Raw genomic sequence first — 24846 nt, forward strand, 5'->3', positions numbered from 1 at the left:
CGCACGCCGAGCTGGGGTAGAAGCCCCGCCGTGCCGCACGACAGCAGGAAGACGCGCCCGGAGCGCCGCAAGGCCCCAGCTGGCTCAACCGTCCGGATAGACGGCCTCCACGTCTCCCGGGCTGCATGGGGGCGCGTGGAGGCGCTGGCGGAGCAGATGGCCCTCGCCGGCATCCCCCGCGCTCACCGCTCCGGCGCGCTGGACATGCTCCTGGTGCAGCCAGAGTTGGCCGCGCAGGTACTCGCCGGCGGATGCCGCGTCTGCCGGTGCGCCACCTGCGGCACCTGGCTCCTGAACGCTCGCGAGGCCCTGACCCACCAGGACGAAGGGCCCGAGCACGACGTGCAGGGGTTCACCGTGCCGCCGCGCTGACGGGCAAATTACGAAATTCGTGAAGTCGTCGAGGGGCGCTCCTGCTGGCTGGGGCGCCCCTTCTCTTTCGGCACGGAGACACCCGTGCGACGAGCCCGCCCAACCGCCCCGACTCCTGAGCAACTCCACCGCCGCAACATCCGCGAGGACTTCGAGCGCGGACTGCGCCAGCTCCGTGGCGAGCCCGAACCCCAGGCACCCGCAGCGTCGGTCCTCCCGCCATCCGAGCGGTGCTACTGCGGTGGACCACTCCTGCTCGTCGGCGGTCGGAGAATCTGCGAGCGGGGCAGCCACGACGACTGATGCCTTTCGTGGCGGGTCAGGCCACGGCGCGGCAGCTCGGCCTGTTGTACCGCCACACCCGCTCGGCATCGTGCCGGGCGGGGTTGTTCTTCTCCCCTGCCGCGAGGACCCATGCTCGACGTGCGATGGCAGGCCGAGGACATGCGCGTCGTCCAGGAGCTGGGCCGCGCGCCGCGCCTGGAGGTCTACGACGCGCACGGCGACTGGTCGCCCTGGTGGGAGCCTGCGGAGCTGGCCGGACGGGACGCAGTGTCCCTCCGGCGGCTCCTGGACCGCCTCCTGGACGTACTGGCGAGGCAGGGCGGCGCGAAGTAGCAGTCGCCGACAGGGCTCACCGAAACGCGCGGCCGTCGCTCCACTCGGGCACGGGCACGAACCTGATTCCCTCAACCGGTGGCGCAAGTGCGAGCACGCGCTCCATCACCGTCCGGTGGACGAGATGGAGAACCACCTCCCGGACGCGGAATACCATCCGCTCCTCAAGAGGAGTCTCCTGGAGCACAGCCTCGTCCAGTACAAGGCTCTCGATGTCCAGGATTCCGCCGCTCGGGTACAGCGTGACGGAGGAGCGCGCCATGTCCACGCACGCCAGCCGCCGCCACATGTGGACGAGCCAGTAGCGGCGCGTGTCGCCCTCCGCAACCTCGACATCCGCGGGGACGAGTTGGACGCCAGGGAGGGCCGTCTCCCGGAGTACATCGGCCAGTCGCTGTGAGACGACGGGGGCTGGCAGCGAGTGGAAATCCACCATGCGCGGGTGCTGGGGCACCGGCTCCCCCAGGCGAAGCCTCACGGGCACAGACACGTCCACCTGCAGCCCCTTGCGAAAGGCCATGGCGGACTCCGCCCATGCGAGGAGTGGGTGTTCCTGGGAGCGGGCGCGCGTCACCACGTAGTAGTCGTCGTTCAGCGCCATCTCTACGTCCCCACTTTCAGCGGTCGTCGCGCGAGCGGCTTCCGCGTGTCGCCATGCTGCGCCCCATGCTTGCGTCCTCGCGGACACGCCCGGTCAGGCTTGCCGGGGATGCTCCCTGCCCCGGCACACCCGTTCCCTCCCGGGAGGTAGTCGAGGCCATCGGCGGAAATCGTCCAGGCGCCCTTGGCCACCTTCGTGAGGATGGATGAACTCAACGCATCGAGTTCAGTGACAAGCGCGCTGGGCGCCGGACAGAAGTCGCCATTCACCGCGCGCTCTCCCACCTGGTCCAACTTCGCTTTCACCGCGTCAGGGTACGACAGGTCCAAATCGAAGGCCCAGCCTGCGGCGTGAGGTCCCCGGTGGACGGGCACGTGTAGTTCGCAGGCGATGGGGAGTTGGCTCGGCAAGACGACGCCGTTGGGGCATCCGTTGATGTCGTAGCCGAACTGCCAGCAGATGCGGTGCCAGTCGTCGTCATCCGCCATCGCCTCTGAGCAGATGAGGTGATGCGCGGCGATGCTCCACCTGCCGGTGTACCAGGGATGGACCGTCGACTCCGCGCCACGGAGGATGTTGTTGAGCAGCACCGCAGAGTTGCCCACGCTCCAGCCGGGCGTCGCCGCGAACTCGTGCTCGGGCTTGCCGCAGTAGCTGCACGGGGGACGCTTCGGTGGCTTGGGCCCGTCGTTTGGCCCGGCCTGCTCAAAGCGGACTCTCCGACCTCGAATGACGACAGGCATAGGGCAAGCACACCTGCGGTCCTGCCGGCTGTGAACTCCAGAGGGCCGGCCCTGTCGCCGAGTCGCCAATGCAGCCCAGCGATGCCCACCGGTGCGCGGTGCCCTGCCCCGAAGTACGAGACAGGCCACCGCGCCGACGGCACGGCTCAGCCCGCGTGCTCCGGGCCCACGCGCCGTTCCTCCTCCAACCGGCGCGCCGCTGCCTCGCAGTAGCGTTCCTCCAGCTCCACGCCCACCGCGCGCCGGCCGAGCCGCTGCGCCGCCACGAGCGTGGAACCGGAGCCTGCGAACGGGTCCAGCACCATCCCTCCGGCGGGGCAGCCGCGCGCCAGCAGGAAGGCCATCAGCTCGACGGGCTTCTCGGTGGGGTGCGTGCGCCTCCGCGGGGGAACAGGGGCGATGCCGGACAGCACGGCACCGTGGCGCTTGCCGAGCAGCGCGCGCCGCTGCGCTCCGGTGGAGTGCAGCACCATCTCGTAGTTGGGTGCGAAGGATGCCGCGCAGTCGCCGACGCCACCCCGGTCCTTCCACCAGACTAGGCCGCCCTTCGACCGCAGGTGCGCGCTCAGCGCATCGGTGAAGTCGGGCCACGAAGCCCAGTGGCAGAAGACGAAGGCGTGCACATCCGGCTTGAGCGTGGGGCCCGCCGCCGTGAGCACCTGCCGCAGCATGCGGACGCCCTCGCGCGCCCCATCGGCGCGGATACTGCCGGCGGTCGCGCCATCGCCCTTGAAGGCCATTCCATAGGGTGGGTCCGTGAGCAAGCAGTCCACGGACTGAGACGGGAGGTCCAGCAACAGGTCGCGGCAGTCCGCGTTGTACAGAGTGACGGTGTCGGTCGAGTAGTACGGCTTCAAGGTCCCTTTCAGGCACGGCGAGGTTGGCGACTGCACCCGCTGTGCCTGAACCAGGACGGCCCGCATTGGTGGGAGAGCGCGGACTTGGTCGGACGGGACGCCAATGATCTCCGGCGAATCATCGACCGGGTGCTCGACGTGCTCTCGCGCCCGGGAGGCCAGCGACGGCGGCCCAGTTCGATTGTATTGACACGAAGGGGGGCGCCGACGACGACACAACTTGCCAGGTACGGCCACGGACCGTGCCCGGCAACGGTCACAGTGGGAGATGAACGCTAAGCCCACTGTTGGGCTTGTTCACCCCGAGAGCGGTGTCCGAACCAACGTTGGTACGCAGATCATTCAATAGCTTTTCGGGAACAAGCGCGCGGCCTATTCGCAACTCGCTCTCACGGCGAGGCGCACTAACGGCCTTCGCCCTGTAGATGACAAGATGCTCCACCCCGTCATCAATCGCACGGCGGCAGAGAGCTCTACAGTAAAACCGGTTGAACTCGTTTTCTGCGAACGTTTCCGGAGCAGTGACGGGCACCTCAGCGACGCCGTTCCCGTTCCGCTCATGCGTCATGAAATAGCCTGGAGCCCGCAGTGCCTCCGTCAACGAAGCTTCCGTTCCGGATTGAACCGCATTGAGCAGATGCTGAGCGTATTCAGCAGCCCCCAGCTCCGTGAACCTCTTGCTCAGGTAAAGGCTGTCGTTCTCGATATCAAGCTCAACCTCTTCCTCCATCAGCTCTCTGGTACGCGCATCCAAGTTCTTCCAAGAAAACATTCATCCGCCCTGCGAGGAGGGGATGCTCCCCGCAGACGGCAAGTAATGACGTGGCAATTTGACCGAAACCTGCCCTCAAGGGAGGGGTTGTGACGACCCATCGGGTCGGTCAGTTTCAGGCGAGTGAACGACGACGGCCCGCTCCGGGACTCGGAGCGGGCCGCGCACTACAAGCCGAACGTCAGCCGGAGCCCTGCGCCAGCCAGTCGCTCGCGCTGGTTCGCTTCGGCGAAGGCGAAGAGCCCCAGGTCCGGTCTCAACCTCGCGCCCGCCTCCATTCGCGCGTACGCACCGGAGAGAGAGGAGGCGCCAACCTGGGCTGCCAGGTAGCCCGTCCTCACCGGTACGTCACCGAGGACGAGTGTGAGCCCCGCGGCGACTGCCGCGCGCGGGGCATCTAAGGGACCGCCGAGGCCACCGGGGCCAGCGCGGTCTTGCTGCCGATGGCGCCGAGGGACAGCGCCGCGTTCATGACCTGGCCGGCGACGTCTCCGGCCCTGCTGGCCTTGACGCGGTCCAGCGCCGCCTCGATGAGGCCCGACAAAAACGTGCCCACCATGCCGTCCGTGAGCCCCAGCGCATGCTGCAGCGCCGCGAGGCCGTGCACGCCCAAGCTGGCCCTGAGCTGCTCCATCGCCTTGGCCTTGATGTGCTGGAGCTCGGCGGTGGTGAGCTTGCCGTCGGCCGCCGCGGCTTCCAACTCGGCCTTGAGCGTCACCTCCATGTCCCTGACGACGCTCTCGGCGAGCATCGTCGCCCGCGCACCGATGGCAGCGAGCTTGGACTCCTTGGCCTGGGCCTGGAGCTTCTCGCGCAGGCCAGAGAGCCACGCCACGGCGAGCGCGGCGACGGCGGCGAACAGCACCGGCACCACCTCGACGACGGCGGACGCGAGGATGGAGGCCACCGTCGGCGTGGGCGGGCTGGTGCCCTCGGCGGCGAGCGCGGGCGGCGCGGCGAGGACGGCCATCATGAGGACGGCGAGGACTGCGAAGTGCTTCTTCATGGGTGCGGCTCCTGGACTTCGAGGAAGGACAACACCCCCGAAGAAGAGGCGGTCATCCCGCGAGAGGCAGGCGCGCAAAGCCCATGAAGCCAGGGCGGTAGTGCGGTGTCTGGAACACCTTCACCCGGGCATCCGCGAGCTTCGCGTCCTCCAGCGTGAGAGTCCTCCGGCCACCACCCGCCGCGCCCACAACCAGCCCATCGCCCAGGTACACCATGACGTGCTCCGGGTCGGACGGGTCGGCCTTGGAGTGGTAGAGCACCAGGTCGCCCGGCTTCGGCGCTTCTCCGGGGCTCACGCGCACGCAGTCAGCCCACAGTCGGTCGGTGTTGTGCGAGCCCCGCCAGTCCGGGCCGCACACCTCACGCAGCGCCCACGTGACGAGGCCGCTGCAATCGAACAGGCGCTGCTGGGTGACGCCGTCGCGCTCGCCCTTGGCGCCCCACCTGTAGGGGGCGTGCATCTGCGAGAGGACGGTGGCGACGAAGGCGGTGCGTTGCGTGGGTCGAAGCATGGACAACACTCCTGGAGGCGAGGGTTACCCTCCAGGAGAAGAGGCGGCCCGCGCCGAGACGAGCACGGGCCGGGGCGCCACTCAGGAGCCGGTGCCCAGCTCACGCGGCGGCAGGTTGAGGCGCGCGACGGCGAGCCATCCGGACCGCACCAGGACGGGGCACGCGCCGAAGGGCGGCAGCTCGGCTCCCGTCACCGCCGAGCGCCCGTCGGTCGCGCTGCCATACGCCTGGTAAGCGCGCTCGGCCTCGCGCAGTTCCGTCTCGCTCGCCGCCGCCAGGGCGACGCGGGCGCGCTCCACCAGCTCGTCGGGCGGAGTGTAGGTCGGCGCCGCGGGCTTCGCCGGCTCGGGCGGCCAGAACCAGGTGCCCGGCTGGTCGGGGCCGCCGAACGTGGCGTTGGGGACGGAAGGCGTGACGGGCAAGACGTCGTCGACGGAGCGGTCGGTGAACACGTGCAGCGCGACGCGCCCGCCGTCGACGTTGGTGATGATGGCAGGACGCACCTGCCCCTTCGTTGGGCCTTCGGGGATGACGTAGTTGACGATGCGCCTGATGGTGGGCTGCTGGCTCATGTGGTGCTCCCGGGACTGCGAGGGGACAACACCCCGGGAGAAGGGGCGCGCATCAGGTGTCGGAGCGCTCGCCGCCGGCAGCCGCCACGAGGTTCGCCGCGCGATGGAGTTGCTGACGCGCCCCGCGCTCGCCCATCAGCACGTGGACGTTGTTGGTGAGCTGGCCGAGCTGGGGACGGGCTTCACCCTGCCAGGACTCCAGCGCGCGCAGACGCTGGTCCACCAGCCGAAGCTCCGCGTCGTGCTCGCGCACCACGCGCAGCTCCGTCTTGATCTCCTTCACGTCAGCAGCGATGCCCTCCATGCGCTGGACCAGCAGCGGCACTTGGTCGGCGGCCTGCTCCTGCCGCGTCGCACGGCGGGCCAGCAGGCCGTTCAGCAAGGGCACCAGGAAGCCGCTCACCGCGAGGGCGAGGACGGCGGTTTCCATCGAGGGGTTCATGTTCCGCAAAAGGGTCGCCCGGATGCCGAGGAAAGCATCGACCATCCGTGAGTGTCACTCTTGCTTGCTCTCATTCACACCCGTCACTCCTTGCGCCACAGAGGGACTCGACTCAACAACCACATCCGAAGCCGCGTTACGCACGTTCACAGCGCGCCCACCAAATCGCACCATCTCCTGGGCAATTCTCTCTTTTGCCCACATTCGCGGAGCTCCCCGAGAGACGGCCCTATCCAGAATGGTCGACTCATCAAACCCATTCCTCGCAAGGGCACGAATATAACTCCTCGCCTCATCCGGCCCAAATTCCCTTTCGGACAGCCATCTTCGTGAAGTGCCTGCTCGCCCATCCGAAAGAAGCTCGGACTTCAGCAAATCCATATCTCGCTTTAACTCCAACACCTCCTTTTGCTCAAGCGTGACAGTCGACTGCGTCTTCCTCTCGCTGACTTTCAGGAAAATCGGCAGAATACGCTCAAGTGGAGAAGCCAGAACCTCTCGGAGAGCCTTCTCGATAGACTCTCGCAGAGCCTCCCCCCAGTTTGGCCTGTTCTTATCGTAAACAAGAATACGCAAGGCTCGCAAATCGAACGGAACATCATCTATGCTCGCCGCAATCATCACAACTGGCTTTGCCGATGCATGGGCAAGACCAAGCTCATAAAAGACATTCGGATTCTTGTTTGTAAGGTCTGCGAGAATGACGCGCGCCTTCTGGGTGTAGCCCCAGATATCACTGACTATTGCCTGGGGACCATAAAGATCATCAGCGCGGTGAGCAGCAAGCCCCACTGCCTCGATGGCTGGGACATAAACCGAGCCAAAATATGAATCGGAGTACCCGCCAAACGGCATAATCACAAAACAAATATCCCCTCCCGACGGAGGGTTTTCCTTACGTGCCGACTCCTCGCGAGGAATGATCTCATTCTTCGCCCCCTTCGTCGTTCGCTTCTTGGTGGCCATGACGTTCCTCCCTAAGTCTACGTCTATAAACCGATGAGACCGACGACAAATCCATTAAATCAGAAGCCAAGAGCAACCAGAGCCCCAATCCTATGTCACACTCGAATGAGCCAATAGAACTGGGAAGCGTTCCCTGTAAATCTATTCGTCCCACCTCACATGGTAGGCCAGCGTGGATAACTGAAGCGTTCAGCTACAAGGCCCCTCACGAACACACAAGTAGGTACTTCTCGACCCCCTGGGTGGAAAACTGGGAATGGGCTCCTAACTCCGATTGCTCGGCGCCCCACAATCTCGCGTCACGGATTTATCCGCATTTCTTCGAGGGGGAACTGAGGGCAGACCCCCCATTTTTTGGGCCCCCTCAGTTCCTGAGCGGCCCGCTGGCGCGTCCTGGAGGCCCGGTCGTGGCCCCGATGGCCTGGAGGCTCGCATCGCGTGGCGGCCCGCTGGCGCCTCTTCTGCGAGGGCATGACCAAGACGACCCCCGCTGTTGAGTCGCAGTCCCAGTCCACCCCCCCGTCCGCCGAGGGCGAGGCAGTGCTCTCCGCGTACATCGGCGACCGGCACTTCACCGTCACCTGCCGCCCGGTAGACGCGCTCTCCAAGTTCGGTGAGCTGGTCGCGTCGGCCCTGCGCACCGCACCGCCCCCTGCGCCCGACGAGGGCGAGCCCACGCCCCGCCTCCGCGTCGGTGAGCTGGACGTCAAGGTCACCGCCGACACGTCCGAGGCCATCGCCAACCTGGAGCTCCTGGAGGAGCGCGTCCTGCGGACCGACGCGCGCCTCCGGGTCGTGAGTGGCGCGGGCTCGCTCCAGGGCCTGCTCGACACCATCAACACCGGGGCCGCGTTGCTCGGCGTCCTCGTCAAGGCGTCGGCGGACACCAACGCAGTCACCGAGGCAACCGTCGCGTCGGTGGCCTCCCGCATGGCGTCGCTGCTGGAGCACGCCGAGCAGGTGGCGCGCGGCAAGTAGGCGTCACCCCTTCTGAGGGGGCATGTCCCCTCCACGCGGCTACGACCCGGCCGCGCCCCCCACCGGACGGCCCCCGAAGAAGAAGCGTGGTCGGCCCTCGAAGTTCAGCGGGCCGGCCACGTCGCTGACGTACTCCCTCCAGACGGCGCTGGTGGCTGAGCTGCGCAAGGGCCGCACGCGCCGTCTCGCGGCCTCCCTCGCTGGCACCAGCCCGAAGCGATTAGAGAACTGGTTGCGGCGCGGGCGCGAGGCCATCGAAGCCGGCAAGCGCAGCCGCTACACCGAGTTCGTCCAGGAGGTCGACCGCGCCGAGGCCGAATACCAGGCAGGCCTGCTCACCGCAGTGGACGAGGCCATCCGCGACAAGACGATGAACGACAAGGCCCTGCGCTGGCGCCTGGGCATCGCGGACCGGGAGTTCCGCGCGGTGCGCGAGGCGGCCGAGTCCAGCGATGGCCAGGGGCCCTTCGAGTTGGTGAAGCCCGAGGACGCGGTGCGCGCCCTCACCGAGAAGCTGGAGCGCTTCCTCTCCGACTCATCGACAGCTCCCGCCCCCGAAGTGGAGGCCGAGGAGCAGTCCGTAGAGTCGCCGGGCGCCAGCGTCGAGGGGCCTCCCGCGGTGAGGGAGGACGACGATGACGACGAGTAAGGCCGTCGTCGAGAGCGGGAACCTATTGGATGGGCTCCCCATCCTCCGGCCGGAGAAACACGGCCGCTACTCGCGGCTGGACCGGCTGGCGCTCAAGCTGCGCGAGCGCTTCGGCGCCGTCCACGGGTTTGCCGGGCGGCTCGAGCTGACGCCCCAGGAACTGCTCACGCTCCACTACGAGCCCCAGTTCAGCCTGCGCCCCATGCAGCAACCGCCCGACCTGGTGGACGCCTCGCTGGCGCAGTGGCGCGTCTGGTTCCTGCTGGGCGGGCGCGGCGCCGGCAAGACGCACGCGGGCGCCGCCTCCGTCATCCGCGAGGCCCGGCAGGACACGGGCGCGCGCATCCTCATCGTCGGCCCCACGTACACGGAGATTCAGAAGAACCAGCTCGAAGGCCCCAGCGGCATCCTCACCCTGGCGCCGCCCTGGTTCAAACCGGAGCACCGCAAGTCGAAGAAGCAGCTCATCTTCCCCAACGGAGTGGTGGCGGACTACCTGCCGGCCGCGAAGGCGAACAAGTTCCGCGGCTACGGGTACACCTTCGAGTGGCTGGATGAAATCGTGGCCTGGGACAAGGACCCCGAGGGCGTCTACGAGGAATGCTGTCGTGTCGGCCGCGGCACGTCCACGCGGATGCGAGAGCTGGGGCTCTCCTCGCGCAAGGTCATCACCACCACGCCCGCGCCCACCCAGCTCTTTCGCGCCATCCTGAAGGACAGAGAGGGGCTGGTGTTGTCGCGCTCCTCGACGTTCGACAACGCGGCCAACCTCGACGCGGCCTACATCCGCCAGGCGCGGGCCGCTGCGGCCGGCTCCTCCATCGGCCGTCGCGAGTACCTCGGAGAGCTCGTCTTCGACCTGGACCCGGCGCTGTTCCGCAAGGTGGACTGGAACAAGACACGCATCAGCCCCAAGAGCCGCCCCGAGCTGTTCGACTTCGTCGTGGTGAGCGTGGACCCCGCCACCGGAGAGAAGCGCAACGCGGACATGCACGGCATCGTCGTGGTCGGCGTGCGCGAGGAAGCGGACGGCCTGGACCACTGCTACGTGCTGGCGGACCTGTCCCTGCGCAGTCCGGAGCCGAGCGCCTGGGCGAAGAAGGCCATTGCGGCGCTGCACCACTGGGAACGCTTCGCGCGCAAGGATGCGCGTAGTCGTCCCCGCGCCTGGGTGTTCGCGGAAACAAACACGGGCGGCAGCATGGTGCCGCACACCATCCGCCAGGTGGAGAAGGTGAAGATGAAGACGGAGCGCGCTCGCCAGTCCAAGGCTGCGCGCGCGGCCCCGGTGTCCATGCTCGCGGAGGCGGGGCTGGTCCACATGGTGGGCAAGCACCCGAAGCTCGAGGAACAGCTCGCCAAGTTTACCGGCCAGGAGGGCGGCCATGCGCGGGATGACCGTGTGGACGCCCTGTGCTGGCCCATCTTCAAGTGGGTGGTCCAGAAGAGGAAGAACGCGGGCGCGGCCGGGCGTGCCGGGTCGATGCCTGCTTTCGAGGTTCTCGACCACAACGAAGAATAGGAGCAGCCACCAAGGCGCAGCAGCGCGAATGACCGTTATTTGCCATAAAAACCCAAAACAGCCTCAACATTCACAAACTGCCGACTCCTTCTGTCAAACTTGAGAACAGGAATGTTAGTCCATCTGCTGGGCTCACCGACCTCCACAGGAACGACAAGTATCGGCTTTATCGGCCTATTGTCTCCTATGCCTCGATTGACCCGAGCAAGCATGTCGGCAGCATCCGACAATTGCAGACTCGCCATACCCACAACGCCGTGCGAATAATCAACCTGGAACTCAAAAACATACACCGCATCTGCCGCCGAAAGCAGTGCATCAAGCTCTCGAATTCTCGATCCAAACCGTACTGGGACATTTCTATTTACTGAGGTTGCACCAAACTTTCCGGAAATTCTCCAGAGGGCATCCATTGCAGAATCCTCAAACTCCTTACCCAGAGAAAGAGGCAGTGCTTTAGCAGCCGGAAGTGCCTCTTCCCAATGCGGCGTCATTTTAGCGAGATATGACTCCATGTAGCCACACTCAGGGCATGAGTAGACCGTGATTGGAATTCCCTTCATTGGCTGAAAAACCAACCCCTGTGGCCCAGCCTCCATGGCTGTGATTGCGTTAAGCCCAGCATTCTTCAGCATGATCTGGTCGGGATGATTAATGCACTCAACGACGCCGTTCTTAATTGGCATTGGTGCCCCCTTTTCGACCGCGCCCCGAGTACAAACTGACCACCACCGGTGCCACACTGCCTACTAACGACAGCAACCCGCCTAAAGATAAAATGACCCAAGTCCCGTTGGGAGGTCGCTCAGATGTAAGATAGTTGATTGCAATCCCCACCAGAATCACTCCACATAGATTTACGACTGCATAAGTCGTAAAGACAAGCACGTGGTTTTTGCTCTTGCTTTGCTCCGCATGGAGGTTACCTACTTCCTCTCTAAGGCCAGTAACGTCATTCTCAAGCGTCATAACTTCGCGCTTGGAGACGTTCAGTTCGTTGATCGCCATCCTCAGTGCAACCTCGTTACCAAGGAGATCGGCCACCGCGATGCCATAGAGATTGCCCCCCTGGAATATCGAGTCCTCGGTCGTCGGAAGATTGAGATCCGTCGTAGGCTGTTGGCTAGAAGTGGGGCTTGTCATTTTCAAGAACCACCGTCGGGAATAGGCTGGCTAGTTGGAACAATGCAGCGACAGCTTGCGGCAGGACAAACCGGGGCTCCAACCAAATTCTAGCCCCAGGAGGCGTCCGTCGCATCTCCGCACCCCTTCTGCCTTGGCATGGCGTCCCTCTTCCTCCGAGCCCTTAAGACCCTTGGGTTGCTACCGACCCTCCAGGGGCCTCTCGTCCATGCACTTCCCCTCGTCAGCTTCTCACCGCGCCGGGGCAGCCGCGCCGTCCTCGCCGCGTACCGCGAGAGCGGCTGGCTCCGCGCCGTGGTGGACACCGTGGCGGACGCCGTCGCAACCCCGCGCTGGAAGGCGTTCAAGCGCGTGGCGCACGGCGACGCGAAGCGCTGGAGTGGGGACCCGCGGTGGAAGTCCTCCGTCAAGGCCGAGCGGCGCAAGGCGCTGGAGGACGGCACCGAGGCCGGCGAGTTGGTGGAGCTGCCGTCCCACGAGATACTCCGGCTGCTGGAGTCGCCACACCCGGAGTTCCCCGGCCGGGAGCTGCGCAAGCTCGCGCAACTGCACCTGGACCTGGTGGGCGAGGCGTTCCTCTGGCTCCGGCTCGGAGAGAACGGCCGCCCCGTGGGCTGGGAGGCGGTGCCGCCGCACTGCGTGCTCCAGACGCCCCAGCCCGGCGCCCCATTCTTTGCCGTCTCGTATGGTCTCTTCCACGGGCACGTGCCGGCCGCGCACATGCTCTGGCTCAAGCACCTCGACCCGGAGAATCCCCTGGGGCGTGGCACCGGGCGAGGCATGGCGCTGGGAGACCAGCTCGACACGATGGAGGCCATCGACCGAGCGGCGAAGGCCACCTTCGAGCGCGGTGGCATCCCTGCGGCAGTGGTGGGCCTGGATTCGAAGCGCGACAGCTTCGAGGGCGAGGAGGCGGCCGAGGATCTGGAGAAGAAGTTCAAGGAGGAGCACAAGGGGCCGGAGAACGCGGGCAAGGTGTGGTTCGCCCCCGGCGGCGTCTCCCTCGCGCAGATTGCCGTCAACTACCGCGAGCTGCAGGCGGACGAGCTGGCGAAGGGCCTGCGCTCCTACGTGCGCCAGACGTACAACGTGCCGCCCGAGTTGCTGGGCGACACCGCCTCCAGCAACCGGAGCACGTCCGAGGCAGCGAAGTACCACCTTGCCGAGTATGCCGTGGCCCCGCGCCTGGAGTTCCTCCTCTCCTGGTTCCAGCACCGCCTGGTGCCGCTCGTCGACGCGGATGTCATCCTCGACTACGAGGACCCGCGCCCGCAGGAATGGGAGAGGGTTTTCCGCGCGATGACGACGCCCATCACCCCGGCCTTCACGCAGAACGAAGCGCGCGAGCTGGCCGGGCGTCAGGCGCTGCCGGAGCTGGAGGGCGTGCTCGGGCCGACGCTGCCGGGCCAGGACGGTGGCGGCAACAACGTGGAGAGCGCCGCCGCCAACGCCACGCCCGAGCCGCCGCGCGACAGGACGGGCGAGGAGGGGCGCGTGTAGCGCCGCCCCTTCTACCGGGGCATGACCAAGCCCAAGTCATTCCAGAAGCTGCTGGAGTCGAAGCCTGCCGTGAGCGGCGCCACCACCGCCGCCCCGGTGTTCCGCATCACCTCCACATCGTTGGACAGGCACAAGGACCGCGTCCTCGCCATCAAGTCGGCGGGAGACGATTTCCGGGTGCCGCTGTTGTGGAACCACGACTCCTGGAGCCCCGCCATCGGCGTCGCGCGGTGCTTCCGCGAGGGCACCGAGTGGTTGATGGAGCCCATCTTCGACGAGGTCTGCGACGCCTCGAAGATGGTGGCGGCGAAGGTCAAGGCGGGAACGCTGAACCAGTGCTCCATCCGCTTCATCCCCGCAGACAGCGAGCCGGTGCCGAACGCCGAGGGCGGCTACGACTTCCCCCTCGTCGAGACGTTGGAGGTGTCCATCGTCAACATCGGCGGGAACCAGGAAGCCGTGCGCCTGCGCTCCGCGGAGCCGGTGGCCGAGGACGAGGAGGCGAAGTACCGGGCTGCCGGACTCGCCTTCAGGGCGAAGGTGGAGGGCGCGCTCGAGGAGCTGCGGGCCAACGTGGTGAAGCTGCACAAGCTGCTGCCCGTCGACGACGAGGAGCCCGCCCCCGAGGAGGAGCCGACGGAGCCCGAGGACGAGGAGCCCGCGCCGGAAGAAGAAGAGGAGCGCGAGGCCCCCGACGAGGAAGAGGAGCCCTCCACCGAAGGAGCGGAGCCGCCCCCTGGTGAGGAGGAGACGGCGGACGAGCTGCCCGACGAGGAAGCCAAGGCGTTGCGCCTCCGTCTCACGAAGCGCTTCGGCTTCACGTCCGCTCAGTTGAAGTCCTTCTCGGGCTCGGAGCTGCGCAAGTACGCAGCCCTGCTGCCGCCCGTCGCGAACTAGCCGCCCCTTCTACCGGATGAACGCGCCGTCCGGCGCACCACCCACGAAACCTGGAGCCATCCATGAAGCCCACCCCGAAGTCCACCCCTGCGCCGAGCGCGCCCCCGCCGCTGCCCGAGTCCCTCCAGCGCGCCATCGACGCGTCCGCCACGCGCGCGGTCGAGGCGGCCGTCGCCGGCCGTCCCAACCCGCCCGCCCAGGGGCCCATCGCCTCCAGCGCGAAGGACCTGCAGATGGACGCGCCCGAGGGCCAGGCGGCCTACGCTCGCCTGGGCGTGTTCATCAAGGCGCAGTACCTGGCCGCCGCCGAGCGCCACCAGCTCATGCACAAGGACGGCATGGAGGCGCTGAAGAAGTACGTCGAGCGCTGCAAGTCGGTGGGTGCCTTTGCCTCCATCTTCGAGCAGGGCGGCGCCCTCTGGACTCGCGAGACGAGGAGCGAGGAGGTGGTGGAACTGCTGCGCGCGGACGCCATCCTCCTGCGCGCCGGAGCGCGGACCGTCTCGGGCTACGGCGGGAAGTTCGTCGTCGGCCGCATCAACGACGGGCCGCGCGTGTTCTGGGTGGGCGAGGGCCAGCCAGCGGAGAAGTCGGAGCTCAAGACGGGCACCATCGAGTTGGGCGCCCACAAGGCCATGGCCCTCTGCCCTATCAGCAATGACCTGATGCGGCTGGGGAATAGCTCCGCGTCAGCCGACGTGGGGCGGGAGGTGTCCCAGTCCATGGCGCTGGAGGCGGACGTCACTGGCCTCTACGGCAAGGGCGCGAAGAAGCCGACGGGCGTCTTCGAGGTGATTCCCAGCGGGCACAAGAACGCCATCACCGGGGTGAGCATCGACCAGGTGCGCTCGGACCTGAAGCTCAAGCTCATCAAGCCGATTCTCACTGCGAAGCTGAAGCTGGCCGGCAACAAGCCCTTCTACTTCATGTCGAGCGCGCACCTCCTCTTCCTCTCGGAGCTGCGCGACGCCGCGGGCTACGTGTTCCCGGGGCTCCAGGACCTGGAGGCGCCGATGCTGAACGGCTTCCCTGTTCAGGCCACGGAGTCGATGTATGGGAAGGGGCACATCGGCTTCGGCCTTGCGGCGCAGCTCTGGTACGGCGAGGCGTCCGCCATGGAGACCACCGTGGGTGAGGCGTCGGGCGACTTCGAGTCGGACCAGATGACGCTGCGCGCGGTGTGGAACGGGGATTGGGCGCTGCGCCACCGCGAGTCCTTCGCCTTCCTGACGGGCGTCACCTACGGCGACTGATTCCTTCCTGCCACAACCCCTCACGGAGATACCTATGCACCCGACTCGCAACAACGTTGGCGCGTACATCCACGCGGCCAACCTCTCTCACGCGCCGGCCGCCCAGGCTGCCGGCTCTCGCAACGGCGCAGTCCTCACCATCGGCACCTTCCGCAGTCTCGTCTTGAGCGTGGTGACGGGCGCCACCACGGGCGCACCCACCAGCTTCTCGGCGACGTACAAGCTCCAGACGAGCGCCGACGGAACCACCTGGGCGGACGCCAAGGACAGGGACGGCGACACGGTAGCTCTGGCTGTCGCGGCGGCCGGCAGCGTCGCCGAGTTGGACGTGGACCTGCAGGAGGTCTGCCCGGACGGGCACGACCGCTGCCGCGTCGTGGAGACGGTGGCCTTCACCGGGGGAACCGCGCCCACGGTGCTCTCGTCCTCCACCGTCATCTTCGGCGGTGGCCAGACGCTGCCCATCTGAGGTGACGACATGGCCTCGCCCCTCGACTTGCTGGTGCCCGAGCAGCTCCCCGAAGCCGCGCGCAGCGCGATGGAGCCGGCGCGGCTGGGGCTCATCATCACCGCGGTGAGCGAGGCCGTGGCCCGCTACGTGGGCTATCCGCTGCACCGTCGTCTCGGAGTCGTCGAGACGGCGGTGGGGAGCGGCGGCGTCTACCTCTGGCTGCGCAGCGGGGCCGTGAGACAGATACACCGCGTGGAGGTGCGCGGCGAGGAGCGCGACGCCGGCACCTACGCGCTGGAGTCGCCCACGCTGGGGCGCCTCCTGGCCCGTGGACAGCCCTGGCCCTTCACCGGGGAGTGGACGCAGGGCGTGTCACCGACGCCACTGGAGGCCCGGGACACGGGCGAGCTGCTCGTCACCTACGACGCGGGCTGGGGGACGCCGGGGCAACACGTCCTCGAGGAGTCCCTGGTGGTGGACCTGCCGGCGTCCATCCAGCTCGCTGCCGTCGAGGTGGTGGTGGCCACAGTGAGTCGCGACGGGAAGCCGGGCGACGTCGCTAGCGAGAACATCGGCGCGACGAGCATGTCCTACTTCGCCGGCGAAGATGGCGGGCGCACGGCACTGCCGTCCACCGCGCGCCAGCTCCTGGCTCCATACCGGAGGCCACGATGACGCTCATGGGCCACACCTTCCGCCAGACGTTCCACCTGGCGCGGCACCTCTCCACCAACGCGGGCGGGGAGAGCGAGTACTCGGAGCCGGAGCCGCACCGCTGCCGGTGCGAGGGCGACACGAAGCGGCTCGTCACTGCCGATGGGAGCGAGCGCGTCTCCGAGTTCCTGGTGTTCACCAGCGTGGCGGTGCGCCCTGAGGACCGGGTGTACCCGCCAGACGCGGACCCGGATGACGACAGCGCGGGGCGGGAGCCCTTGCGCGTCATTGCGCGGCGCGGCCTGTCCGGCGCAGTGGACCATTACGAGGTCTACCTGTGACGCCCAAGCACGTGGAGCGCGAGCTGGCGCTGTACCTGGAGGGCGCGGGCCTGGGCCTGTCCACCACCAGCTCGCCGCCGACGCTGTACTGGGGCCAGGTGCCGACGAAGACGCCGGACCTGATGGTCGCGGTGCGGGACACGGGTGGCGAGCAGAGCCTGTATCTGGGCACTCGCCGCGGGCTCCTCGCGGCTGACGTCCAGGTGGTGGTGCGCGGACTGCCCAACCGCACCGAGGCGGCGCGCGAGCTGGCGGTGGCGTGCTGGAGCGCGCTGCACCTGGCGCGGGTGCCGGGCTACGTCGACGTGCGGTGCGAGGGCGTGGGCCCTGTGGCCCAGCCCCAGGACGCGAGTGGCCGGCCGCGCTACTCGTTCAACGTCGCGGCGAGCTACGTCGCGTAGTCGTCGCCCCTTCTGACGGGGCATGCCGGTCAAGGTGAAGTTCAAGGCGTCCGAGCTGCACCGGCTGACGAGACAGCCGAAGGCGGTACTCCGCGCGCTCGACGTCCCCCTGTGGAGAACCGTCCGAGACACCCACACCATCGCGTCATTTCTTGTCCCCCGGGGCGATGACGCCGAGCGCGACTGGAGTCAGCCGTCTCTGGCGGACACCAGCTTCATCTCCGGGCCGGAACACCGCCTCGACAAGCGGCTCTCCGTGTCTTGGACGGCGGGGTACGAGCATCCGTCAGCGGGCCCCATTCACGAGGGCTTCCACTACGGGGACCAGATTTTCAACCCGCCCTCGCACTGGCTGAAGCGCTCCTTCCGCAAGACGCGAGGTGCCGGGCGCAAGGGCGTCGCGAAGGCGCTGGCGGACTTCCTCAAGAGTCAATTCCCCGCTCGCTGAGCGGGCTTCAAGGAGCAGCACCAATGCCGGAAGCAACCGTTGCGTATGTCCAGGCCATCCACCTGCTCGCCACCGCGGCGACGGCCCCTGCCGAGGCGAACAGGCTGGACGGCATCAGCGAAGCCCCCGTCAACATGTCGGCCGACACCGTCGACGGGAACTACCTCGGCGGAGACGGCTGGAAGCGCACGGCCGTCACGCTGAAGGGATTCGAGATTCCCCTCTCGGGCCACTTGATGGTGGGCTCTGCGACTCACGCGCTCCTCAAGACCCTCTTCGACACGAGCGCGACGGGCTACTTGGCCATCGTCAAGGACGCGGAAGCCGACCCGGGCGCCGTCGGCGTCCGCTACCCCGTCAAGGTGTCGAGTTACGAGGAGGGGCGCTCCGCCTCGGACGTCCTCACCATCTCCGCGACCCTCGTCGGCCAGGGCAAGCCCGTCGACTTCTAGGCCGCAATCACACGCAGGAAGGAGCCACCAACATGTCGCTGAAGGAGCGGTTGAAGAACGCGAAGCGAAAGGTCATCAAGACGGTGTCCCTCGGCGAGGAGACGGTCACGCTGTGCCGCCCGACTCACACCGAGCGCATCGCCGTCATGAGCGCCGCGAGGGCGGCGGGAGAGATTGGCGAGGACGAGAAGCCCATCGGTGTCGGGGGCGCGCTGCGGTCCATCGCGCGGATGGCGGCAGCCGTCATCTACAACCCGGAGGCGACCGAGCGGGTGTTCGACCCGACGGACAACGCGGACGTCGACGCCGTCTGCTCCGCGCCCTGGGCCGAGGACATCGCCAAGGACGTCGCGCAGGCGTTCACGCCGAGCTTTGAGGAGGTGAAGGGAAACTCCTGAGCAACCCACGGGAGAGGCTTCTCCTGCGGGTTGCACGCGTGATGAATCAGCCACCGAGCGCAGTCCGTGAATGGCCTGAGGAGGACCTGCTCGGAGTTGTCGCGGACATGGCGCTTGAGGCAGAGGAGGCCAAGGAGGCACCGCCACCACCGGCCGCCCCAGCCACACGGAGAGGGCGCGCGAAGTCCGAGTCCAAAAGCATCATCTACCGCGTCGGGAAGCCTCCTGACGCCTCTCCGTCTGGCAAGCGCACCACCCCTTCTCGGTGAGCAAGGACCAGGGGCATTTCTTGCCCCTGGTCCGCTCCAGGAGCGCGCATGAGCGGCGGACTCAAGGCAGGCGACCTCTACATCATCGCGACGGCATCGGTAGGCCAGGCGCTCAAGTCGCTGGGCGAGCTGGTCAAGGGAGCCGAGGACGCGGCCAATGCCGTGAAGGAGGCTGCCGAGCCCATTGGCGCGCTGGGTGCCGTCGTCGCTGCCGGCATCGGCGCTGCTGTCGCGGCGGCCGTCCAGTCGAACGAGGACCTGAATGCGACGGTCACCGAGCTGACCGACCTGCTCTACACCCTCGCGAGCGACATCGGGGACCTCTTCGCTCCCGCAGTGGGGAAGCTCTCCGAGTACCTGTTCAAGCTGGTGGCCACCTTCCAGCGCTTGAGCCCCGAGACGAAGCGCGCCGCTGCCAACGTCGCCCTGTGGGTCGCTGGCGCGGGGCTCGCCGTTGGTGCGACGGGCAAGCTCGCCGGCGCCGTCGAGGCTGGGGCGAAGGCCATGGGCCTCATGGTGAAGGTGCTGACGGCCCTCAACACGTCCGCCACAGTCGCGGGCGTCGCTTCGGGGTTCTCCTCGGCGGCCGTAGCGCTTCGGAAGCTCGCTGACATGCAGCCCGCCGCGCTCATGACGAACATCAGCAACGGCGCCAGCTCCGCGGCGAAGGGCATGGGCGGGCTCAAGTCCGCCCTGGTCGACGTCGCCCATGGCATCCGCTTCACTGCGGCCTACTTCGCGTATTTCGCCGCTCCTGTTGCAGCCATCGCCATAGCTGTCGCGGGACTCGCCCTCCTCGCAGGCTCCCTGTACGGCGCGTGGAAGGACACGAGTACAGGTCTCAAGGACTCCGTAATGGGCATTCTCCAGGCCATCGGCACCATGGCCCAGAAGATTTGGAACATCCTCACGGGGCTTTTCGAGGGGCTCGCGACGGTCATCGGCGCCATCGTCTATCAGTCGCTTCGCACCGTCGCATGGCTCATCCAGCAAGCCTCCAAGCTGCTCGGGAAGCTCGCGAAGGGCGCGAACATGCACACGCTCGCGCGCGTCCTCAAGGCGGCCGAGTCGACCTCAGCGGCCGACCTGGTCCAGATGGGCAAGGACGTGGGTGGGGATGCCTTCAAGGCCGTCGGTGATGCCAGCTCCAAGCTCAAGGCGAGCATCACCGACGCGTTCGCCGTCGGTTGGAAGGAGGGCAAGGAGTTCATCACTTACGGGGCCAGCAAGAGCTGGGAAGGATTGAAGCAGGCCGTCGAGGACTCCGGGGCGCTGGGACTCAAGGACCTCTTCGCCAAGCTCCTCGACATGCCGAAACTCTCCGACGGCGACGTCGACATGCGCTACTCGGAGTCCCGTCAGAAGGAGATGGCGGAGGCCGATAAGGAATGGGCCAAGTTCGTGAGGGACCTCGCGGACATGACCCGGAAGGCCAACGAGGAGGCAGCCGCCGAAGCCCTCGCTGCAGACCGGGAAGAGTCGTCCCGCTTCGCCGAGGCCATGCGGGGGATGCGCGAGGAGGCACAGCGCATCAAGGACGCCATGGAGCAGGCGCGGCAGGCCCTGGTGGACAAGATCGTCGGTGGCCTGGGGCAGCTCGGCGCCATCATCAACGCGGCGGCCCAGGGGTTCGAGGCGGGCGGCGTCTACGGAGCGGTCATCGCCGGTTTCGCGGAGCTGCTCATGCAGTCCAAGGGCTTCGCTGACGTCATCACCATGTTGAACGGCGTCATCCAGACGGTGGCCGATGCGCTGGGGACCATTCTGGAACCCGTCGGGCCGCTCCTCGGCGCCATCAAGCTGATTATCGACGCCGTCTTCTCGGTGCTCACGCCCGTCTTCGAGATGCTGAACGAGGCGATAGAGCCCATCGTCCCGCCGCTCGTCATGGTCGGGAAGATTCTCCAGGGGCTGGCGCCGCTGCTTGAAGCTGTCGCCAAGTCATTCATGTCTGTGCTGGACCCGCTCTCGAAGCTCGCCGGCCCAGTCATGGAGGCACTGTTTGGCATCCTGAAGTTCGTGGGCATCATCATCCTCGAAATCGCCATCATGCTCGGCGACGTCTGGAACGCCATCGTGAAGGCCATCCAGTGGGTCCTCCGGCAGATTTCCAAGGCCATCGAGTGGATGGGCATCAAGGCGCTGAAGAACCTCGCGAACAGCCTTGAGGGGATGAAGGTCAACACAGACGAGATGGGGCGGTCGCTGGAGGATTTGAAAGACACCACGTGGGAGTCCGCGGACGCGCAGGCTCGGCAAACCGCCGAGGTGCTGCGCGGGACCACTGCGCTTGAGAAGATGACGGAGGCCCTCACAAACGTCCCAGCGGCCTGGAAGGTGGCCTACCGCCGCTTCCAGGCCCAGGACGCCGCAGACGGGCCGGGCACGCCAACTGCCCCCGGGTCCGGCACCGGCGGGGGTGGTGGTACTGCCAGAGAGATTCCTCAGTGGTTTCTCGACTTCATGGCGCTCCCGGACGCGCTTCGCGAGCGCCGCGAGGACCGGTCGCGAGACCCGTTCATGGGTGGGCGCAGTGGCGGTGAGTACATCCCCAAGACGAGCGCGCCAGTGCAGTCGCTCAAGGGCCCCACGTACAACCTCGCAATCAACACAATCGACGCGGACGAGGGAGTGGAGCGTGCCGTGCGCTTCGTCAGACGTGTCGATGCAATGACGAAGCTGGCCGACTCCGGCAGGCGCATCTCCAAGTCATCCCGGTACGGGGGCTGAGCACATGGCGTTCCTCACACTGTCTGGCATTCCCATCCCCCTCGACGCGGGCAGCCCTCTCCAGTACCGACAGGAGCTGCTGGGCGAGGTGCGTCGCAGCTTCGCCGGGCAACTCCGCTCGAGCGAGCGCGCACGACGTTGGACGTATTCGGGCAACACCATGCCCCTGGTCCTCGAGGAGTCGCTGGCGATGAGGAACCTCATCGACGGCCGGGGCCACTCCTGGTCATTCGATGGGGGGACGGTGTCCTCGACTGGTATCGGGCCTCCCGTCGTTACTGGCGACGCTGGCGGGCAGATGGGGGGCGGGCGGTTCGGCACGGGACGCCTGCGCTGTGCGCCAGGAGGGCGCGTGCAGTGGCCGCTCTCCCTCGGCGCCGACCTCGGGCGTACCACCCTGGCCTTCTGGGTCCGAACCCCGGACCTCGACAACGTCTGGACTCACCTGGTCATCGATTGGGCGACCGCTGCGGTCTACCGCGATGGCGCGCTGTGGACCACGGTGGACGTGTTGGGCGACTACTCCATCGTCGTGGCCCTGACGGCAGCGTACCTTGAGCTGGGCTGTAACACGGACGGCGGTGGCGAGATTTCGTACGACGACCTTGTCGTCCTGCCGTACTGCGTGCCCGCGTCGTGGCTGACCGCGTGGGCAACCTCGGGCGCACCCTTCGGGCCCCTCCCAGCCCATGTCGTCGGCGGGTCAGGCGTCCACACACCGGGACTTCTCATGCGCGGGCAAGCCCGCGACGGCACGGCGATGGAGCTCTGGACCGAGGGCGGGCAGTTCCTGACGCACGAGGCGTTCGACTTCGAGTTGCGCGAGTAGCCGGCCCGCGCCCGTCTTGTCGCAGGCCGCCTCTTCTCCTGGGGGAACCCTCTCCCAGGAGTGTTGTGCCCATGAGGCCGATTACCCAAGCAGAGCAGAACCTCATGATGTCCGACGCGGGCTGCACGACGTGGCTGCGCGTGCGACTCCTCGTGGGCACCGTCGACGTGGACCTGTCGTCGGTGCGTGGCCATGACTGGCTGCTGGACGCGTCGTGGACTGCCACACTCGACGCTCCCGTCGGGACTGCGACTGTCACGCTTCGTCGCTTCGTCGGGCCGGACGAGGCCCTCACCCTGTCCCCGCAGGTGGTGTCGAGCCCCGTCAACAGCTCCGGACTCCTCTATGACCCGCTGCTCCGCGAAGGGCGGACGATTCGCATCGACTGCATGGTGGTGCCGCTCGGGCACGGCAAGGTCGGCACCTGGCGGGAGAGCTTTTACGGGCGAGTCGAGGACGTGTCCGTCGAAGGGGCGACCATCCTCCTCACCTGCCGCGACATGGCGGGCATACTCCAGGACGTGGTCATCAAGGAGGAGCGTGACTATGGGTCTGCGACCGTCGGCGTTGCCGTCCAAGTCGTGATGAACCAAATCCTCAGCGCCGAAGGGCTCGGGGCCTTCGGGCCGTACTGCCCGGTGGACCCGATGTGGCAGTTGGGCCGGTTCACCCAAGGCAAGATGCCGGTGATGGACGCGCTCCAGGACCTGGCCGGACAGCTCGGCTGGGACCTGCGGCTCCGGTGGCGGGTCGGGCACGGCTTCGCTCTCACGCTCGCGGAACCGGAGCGCACTACCACGACGCCCGTATGGTGGTTCGGACCCGAAGCGTACGAGGACCTCGACGGACTGGCGCGACGGCTCACGGACATCCGCAATGCGGTCAGGGTGGTGTACGCGGACGCCAACGACAGGGATGCCGCGGGGAACGGAAAGCGGAAGATGCTCACCGAGGTGAACTCCGTGAGCATCGCCGAGTACGGCGAACGCTGGTCCGAAATCGTCGAGGCGTCGACCAGCAACATAAATACGGAGGCCGAGGCTCGCCGGTTGGCCCGCGCCTTCATCAACGACATGTCGGAGCCCGCGCTGGAGGTGACCGTCACAGTCGCGCTCTGGTGGCACCTCGAACTCGGAGACTTCGTGCAGCTCTGGCCGGACTACATCAACTTCGATGAGCCCCAGCAGCTCGCTGTTCAGTCCATCGAGCACGTCTTCACTGCCGACAAGGGCGCTGCCACGAAGCTGGTGCTAAGGGGCCGGCCAAGCACGTCACGCGTCGCATGGCTCAAGCGAGAGGCGGTTCCGGGCATCGGGAAGGCAGCGCCCTTCACGGGGCCCGACGCGCCTACGGGACTCACCGTCGCCAACACCGTCAACGGGGGCACGGTGTCCTTCACGCCGGCCGCCACGGGCTCCGCCTGGGACGACTTCGAGTTGCACCTCTCCAGCACGTCCGGATTCACGCCGAGTTCGGCGACGTACCGCGGGCTCTCCGGCACCACGCGCTTCGACGTGACAGGGCTCACCCCGGGCACCACCTACTACGCGCGTGTGCGCGGGCGAGACGCCAAGGGCAACCTGGGGCCGGCTTCGTCCGAGGTAACCCTCATGCCGAGGTACCTGGCGCCTGTTGACCTCCAGCCCTACGTCAACATCACCACGCTCCCGCCCAACGGAGACTTCGAGGCGCTCACCGACCCGACGGGACTGCCAGACACCTGGCTCATGGACGTCGGAACCTGGGGTACGGATGCGTCCGTGGTGAGCGACGCCCTCACCGGAGCAAGAGCCCTGCATCTGTCGACTGCGGGGACGGCCATCCGCTCCCAGCTCATGGTGGTGCGGGAGGGAAACCGGTACGGCGTCGACCTCTACGCCAAGGCGTCTTCCGCATCGACGGTCTTCACGGTGTCGATTCGGTGGCTGAACTCCGCGCAGGCGTTCTTCGGCGAGTCAACGGTCATCCAAACGGCCCCACCCGTCGGTGTCTACGCGCGGTTGAGTGGCTCTTCCGGGGCTCCGCTCGGCGCGCGCTACGCGCGAGTGGTCATCACGCTTCAAAACTCGGTGGGGCCTGGCCGAACGCTGACGGTGGACTCGCTCGTCTTTGCCCCGCTGTCGCTGGTCTCGGAGCGGCCAACGCCCGTAACTGGGACGATGTTTGCGATGGGCGGTGGCGGCTGGGCGAACGTTGGGGCTCCCGAACAGGCTGCGATGTACTCGAAGGGACTGGGCGAGGAAGTGGCGCTTGAGGGCGCAATCCGCAGCGGGACCATCGGTGGCATCGCCTTCTACGTGCCTGCGGGCTATCGCCCGTCCGCCAACATCCGCTGCGTAACCGCAGCGGCCAACGGGTTCGCTCGCATCCGAATCGAGCCCACGGGCGCTGTGATTGTGGAGTCCGCGCCGGACTCGACGCGGGTCCACCTCGACGGCGCCAGGTTCGTCGCTCGTGGATAGCTCTT

At 67.0% G+C, this 24846-nt stretch carries 29 protein-coding genes; 18 read left to right on the forward strand and 11 right to left on the reverse strand.

Going from position 1 to position 24846, the window contains the following annotated elements:
* Positions 1 to 30: 30 nt before the first annotated feature.
* Both HUA74_RS02585 and HUA74_RS02590 read left to right on the forward strand, forming a co-directional pair.
* On the forward strand, positions 31 to 372 hold the full coding sequence (locus tag HUA74_RS02585) for a hypothetical protein (protein ID WP_174453277.1): 342 nt from the start codon (positions 31 to 33) through the stop codon (positions 370 to 372).
* A gap of 414 nt (positions 373 to 786) precedes the next feature.
* On the forward strand, positions 787 to 990 hold the full coding sequence (locus HUA74_RS02590) for a hypothetical protein (RefSeq protein ID WP_174453278.1): 204 nt from the start codon (positions 787 to 789) through the stop codon (positions 988 to 990).
* A 16-nt stretch (positions 991 to 1006) separates the two neighbouring features.
* Here HUA74_RS02590 and HUA74_RS02595 read toward each other — a convergent pair whose 3' ends face one another.
* The 9 genes from HUA74_RS02595 to HUA74_RS02635 form a co-directional block, all read right to left on the reverse strand.
* The gene (locus HUA74_RS02595) at positions 1007 to 1510 is read right to left on the reverse strand and encodes an imm11 family protein (protein ID WP_254624870.1); all 504 of its coding nucleotides are present in this window, start codon (positions 1508 to 1510) and stop codon (positions 1007 to 1009) included.
* An 83-nt stretch (positions 1511 to 1593) separates the two neighbouring features.
* Positions 1594 to 2334 (reverse strand): AHH domain-containing protein, encoded by a 741-nt coding sequence (locus HUA74_RS02600; protein WP_174453279.1) that lies wholly within the window; start codon positions 2332 to 2334, stop codon positions 1594 to 1596.
* A 146-nt stretch (positions 2335 to 2480) separates the two neighbouring features.
* Entirely contained in the window at positions 2481 to 3191 is a 711-nt protein-coding gene (locus HUA74_RS02605; RefSeq protein WP_174453280.1) for a site-specific DNA-methyltransferase, read from the reverse strand.
* 256 nt (positions 3192 to 3447) lie between these two features.
* A complete protein-coding gene (locus HUA74_RS02610; RefSeq protein ID WP_174453281.1) occupies positions 3448 to 3963 on the reverse strand; it encodes a hypothetical protein in 516 nt (171 codons plus the stop codon).
* A 397-nt stretch (positions 3964 to 4360) separates the two neighbouring features.
* A complete protein-coding gene (locus HUA74_RS02615) occupies positions 4361 to 4969 on the reverse strand; it encodes a hypothetical protein (protein ID WP_174453282.1) in 609 nt (202 codons plus the stop codon).
* Between the two features lie 52 nt (positions 4970 to 5021).
* Positions 5022 to 5483: a C40 family peptidase gene (locus tag HUA74_RS02620; protein WP_174453283.1), complete on the reverse strand. Its 462-nt coding sequence runs from the start codon at positions 5481 to 5483 to the stop codon at positions 5022 to 5024.
* A gap of 81 nt (positions 5484 to 5564) precedes the next feature.
* Positions 5565 to 6056, reverse strand: a complete 492-nt coding sequence (locus HUA74_RS02625; protein ID WP_174453284.1) for a hypothetical protein — start codon at positions 6054 to 6056, stop codon at positions 5565 to 5567.
* A 52-nt stretch (positions 6057 to 6108) separates the two neighbouring features.
* A complete protein-coding gene (locus HUA74_RS02630) occupies positions 6109 to 6486 on the reverse strand; it encodes a hypothetical protein (protein WP_254624871.1) in 378 nt (125 codons plus the stop codon).
* A gap of 66 nt (positions 6487 to 6552) precedes the next feature.
* Positions 6553 to 7464 carry a hypothetical protein gene (locus HUA74_RS02635; RefSeq protein WP_174453286.1) on the reverse strand — a complete coding sequence of 304 codons (912 nt, stop codon included), beginning with the start codon at positions 7462 to 7464 and terminating at the stop codon, positions 6553 to 6555.
* A 438-nt stretch (positions 7465 to 7902) separates the two neighbouring features.
* On the opposite strand from HUA74_RS02635, the gene HUA74_RS02640 reads away from it, so the two are divergent.
* The 3 genes from HUA74_RS02640 to HUA74_RS02650 are packed head-to-tail and all read left to right on the forward strand — an operon-like array spanning position 7903 to position 10613.
* Positions 7903 to 8442, forward strand: a complete 540-nt coding sequence (locus tag HUA74_RS02640; RefSeq protein WP_174453287.1) for a hypothetical protein — start codon at positions 7903 to 7905, stop codon at positions 8440 to 8442.
* Positions 8443 to 8464: 22 nt separating this feature from the next.
* Complete coding sequence (locus HUA74_RS02645; RefSeq protein ID WP_174453288.1) at positions 8465 to 9091, forward strand: hypothetical protein; 627 nt, start codon at positions 8465 to 8467, stop codon at positions 9089 to 9091.
* On the forward strand, positions 9078 to 10613 hold the full coding sequence (locus HUA74_RS02650) for a terminase large subunit domain-containing protein (protein ID WP_174453289.1): 1536 nt from the start codon (positions 9078 to 9080) through the stop codon (positions 10611 to 10613). Before HUA74_RS02645 ends, HUA74_RS02650 begins: the two co-directional genes overlap by 14 nt.
* A gap of 35 nt (positions 10614 to 10648) precedes the next feature.
* Here HUA74_RS02650 and HUA74_RS02655 read toward each other — a convergent pair whose 3' ends face one another.
* Positions 10649 to 11299 (reverse strand): hypothetical protein, encoded by a 651-nt coding sequence (locus tag HUA74_RS02655; RefSeq protein WP_174453290.1) that lies wholly within the window; start codon positions 11297 to 11299, stop codon positions 10649 to 10651.
* On the reverse strand, positions 11289 to 11621 hold the full coding sequence (locus HUA74_RS02660; RefSeq protein ID WP_174453291.1) for a hypothetical protein: 333 nt from the start codon (positions 11619 to 11621) through the stop codon (positions 11289 to 11291). Before HUA74_RS02660 ends, HUA74_RS02655 begins: the two co-directional genes overlap by 11 nt.
* 312 nt (positions 11622 to 11933) lie before the next feature.
* On the opposite strand from HUA74_RS02660, the gene HUA74_RS02665 reads away from it, so the two are divergent.
* From HUA74_RS02665 to HUA74_RS02725, 13 genes are all read left to right on the forward strand, one after another.
* On the forward strand, positions 11934 to 13256 hold the full coding sequence (locus tag HUA74_RS02665) for a phage portal protein (protein ID WP_254624872.1): 1323 nt from the start codon (positions 11934 to 11936) through the stop codon (positions 13254 to 13256).
* 21 nt (positions 13257 to 13277) lie between these two features.
* Positions 13278 to 14153, forward strand: coding sequence for an HK97 family phage prohead protease (locus HUA74_RS02670; protein ID WP_174453293.1), 876 nt, complete (start codon positions 13278 to 13280; stop codon positions 14151 to 14153).
* 62 nt (positions 14154 to 14215) lie between these two features.
* The gene (locus HUA74_RS02675; RefSeq protein ID WP_174453294.1) at positions 14216 to 15406 is read left to right on the forward strand and encodes a phage major capsid protein; all 1191 of its coding nucleotides are present in this window, start codon (positions 14216 to 14218) and stop codon (positions 15404 to 15406) included.
* A gap of 34 nt (positions 15407 to 15440) precedes the next feature.
* Positions 15441 to 15875 carry a hypothetical protein gene (locus tag HUA74_RS02680; RefSeq protein WP_174453295.1) on the forward strand — a complete coding sequence of 145 codons (435 nt, stop codon included), beginning with the start codon at positions 15441 to 15443 and terminating at the stop codon, positions 15873 to 15875.
* Positions 15876 to 15884: 9 nt separating this feature from the next.
* A complete protein-coding gene (locus HUA74_RS02685) occupies positions 15885 to 16532 on the forward strand; it encodes a hypothetical protein (protein WP_174453296.1) in 648 nt (215 codons plus the stop codon).
* On the forward strand, positions 16529 to 16852 hold the full coding sequence (locus tag HUA74_RS02690) for a hypothetical protein (RefSeq protein WP_174453297.1): 324 nt from the start codon (positions 16529 to 16531) through the stop codon (positions 16850 to 16852). Before HUA74_RS02685 ends, HUA74_RS02690 begins: the two co-directional genes overlap by 4 nt.
* Entirely contained in the window at positions 16849 to 17253 is a 405-nt protein-coding gene (locus tag HUA74_RS02695; RefSeq protein ID WP_174453298.1) for a minor capsid protein, read from the forward strand. The genes HUA74_RS02690 and HUA74_RS02695 overlap by 4 nt, the downstream gene beginning before the upstream one ends.
* A gap of 22 nt (positions 17254 to 17275) precedes the next feature.
* A complete protein-coding gene (locus HUA74_RS02700) occupies positions 17276 to 17701 on the forward strand; it encodes a hypothetical protein (RefSeq protein ID WP_141644267.1) in 426 nt (141 codons plus the stop codon).
* A gap of 23 nt (positions 17702 to 17724) precedes the next feature.
* Positions 17725 to 18153, forward strand: a complete 429-nt coding sequence (locus tag HUA74_RS02705) for a phage tail tube protein (RefSeq protein WP_141644266.1) — start codon at positions 17725 to 17727, stop codon at positions 18151 to 18153.
* Positions 18154 to 18185: 32 nt separating this feature from the next.
* Complete coding sequence (locus HUA74_RS02710; protein WP_141644265.1) at positions 18186 to 18551, forward strand: phage tail protein; 366 nt, start codon at positions 18186 to 18188, stop codon at positions 18549 to 18551.
* 317 nt (positions 18552 to 18868) lie between these two features.
* Complete coding sequence (locus HUA74_RS02715) at positions 18869 to 21550, forward strand: hypothetical protein (RefSeq protein ID WP_174453299.1); 2682 nt, start codon at positions 18869 to 18871, stop codon at positions 21548 to 21550.
* Positions 21551 to 21554: 4 nt separating this feature from the next.
* Positions 21555 to 22379, forward strand: a complete 825-nt coding sequence (locus HUA74_RS02720) for a hypothetical protein (RefSeq protein ID WP_174453300.1) — start codon at positions 21555 to 21557, stop codon at positions 22377 to 22379.
* 71 nt (positions 22380 to 22450) lie between these two features.
* A complete protein-coding gene (locus HUA74_RS02725; RefSeq protein ID WP_174453301.1) occupies positions 22451 to 24841 on the forward strand; it encodes a fibronectin type III domain-containing protein in 2391 nt (796 codons plus the stop codon).
* Positions 24842 to 24846 lie beyond the last annotated feature (5 nt).

This window comes from Myxococcus sp. CA051A (assembly GCF_013336705.1).
GTDB classification, from domain to species: Bacteria; Myxococcota; Myxococcia; order Myxococcales; family Myxococcaceae; genus Myxococcus; species Myxococcus llanfairpwllgwyngyllgogerychwyrndrobwllllantysiliogogogochensis.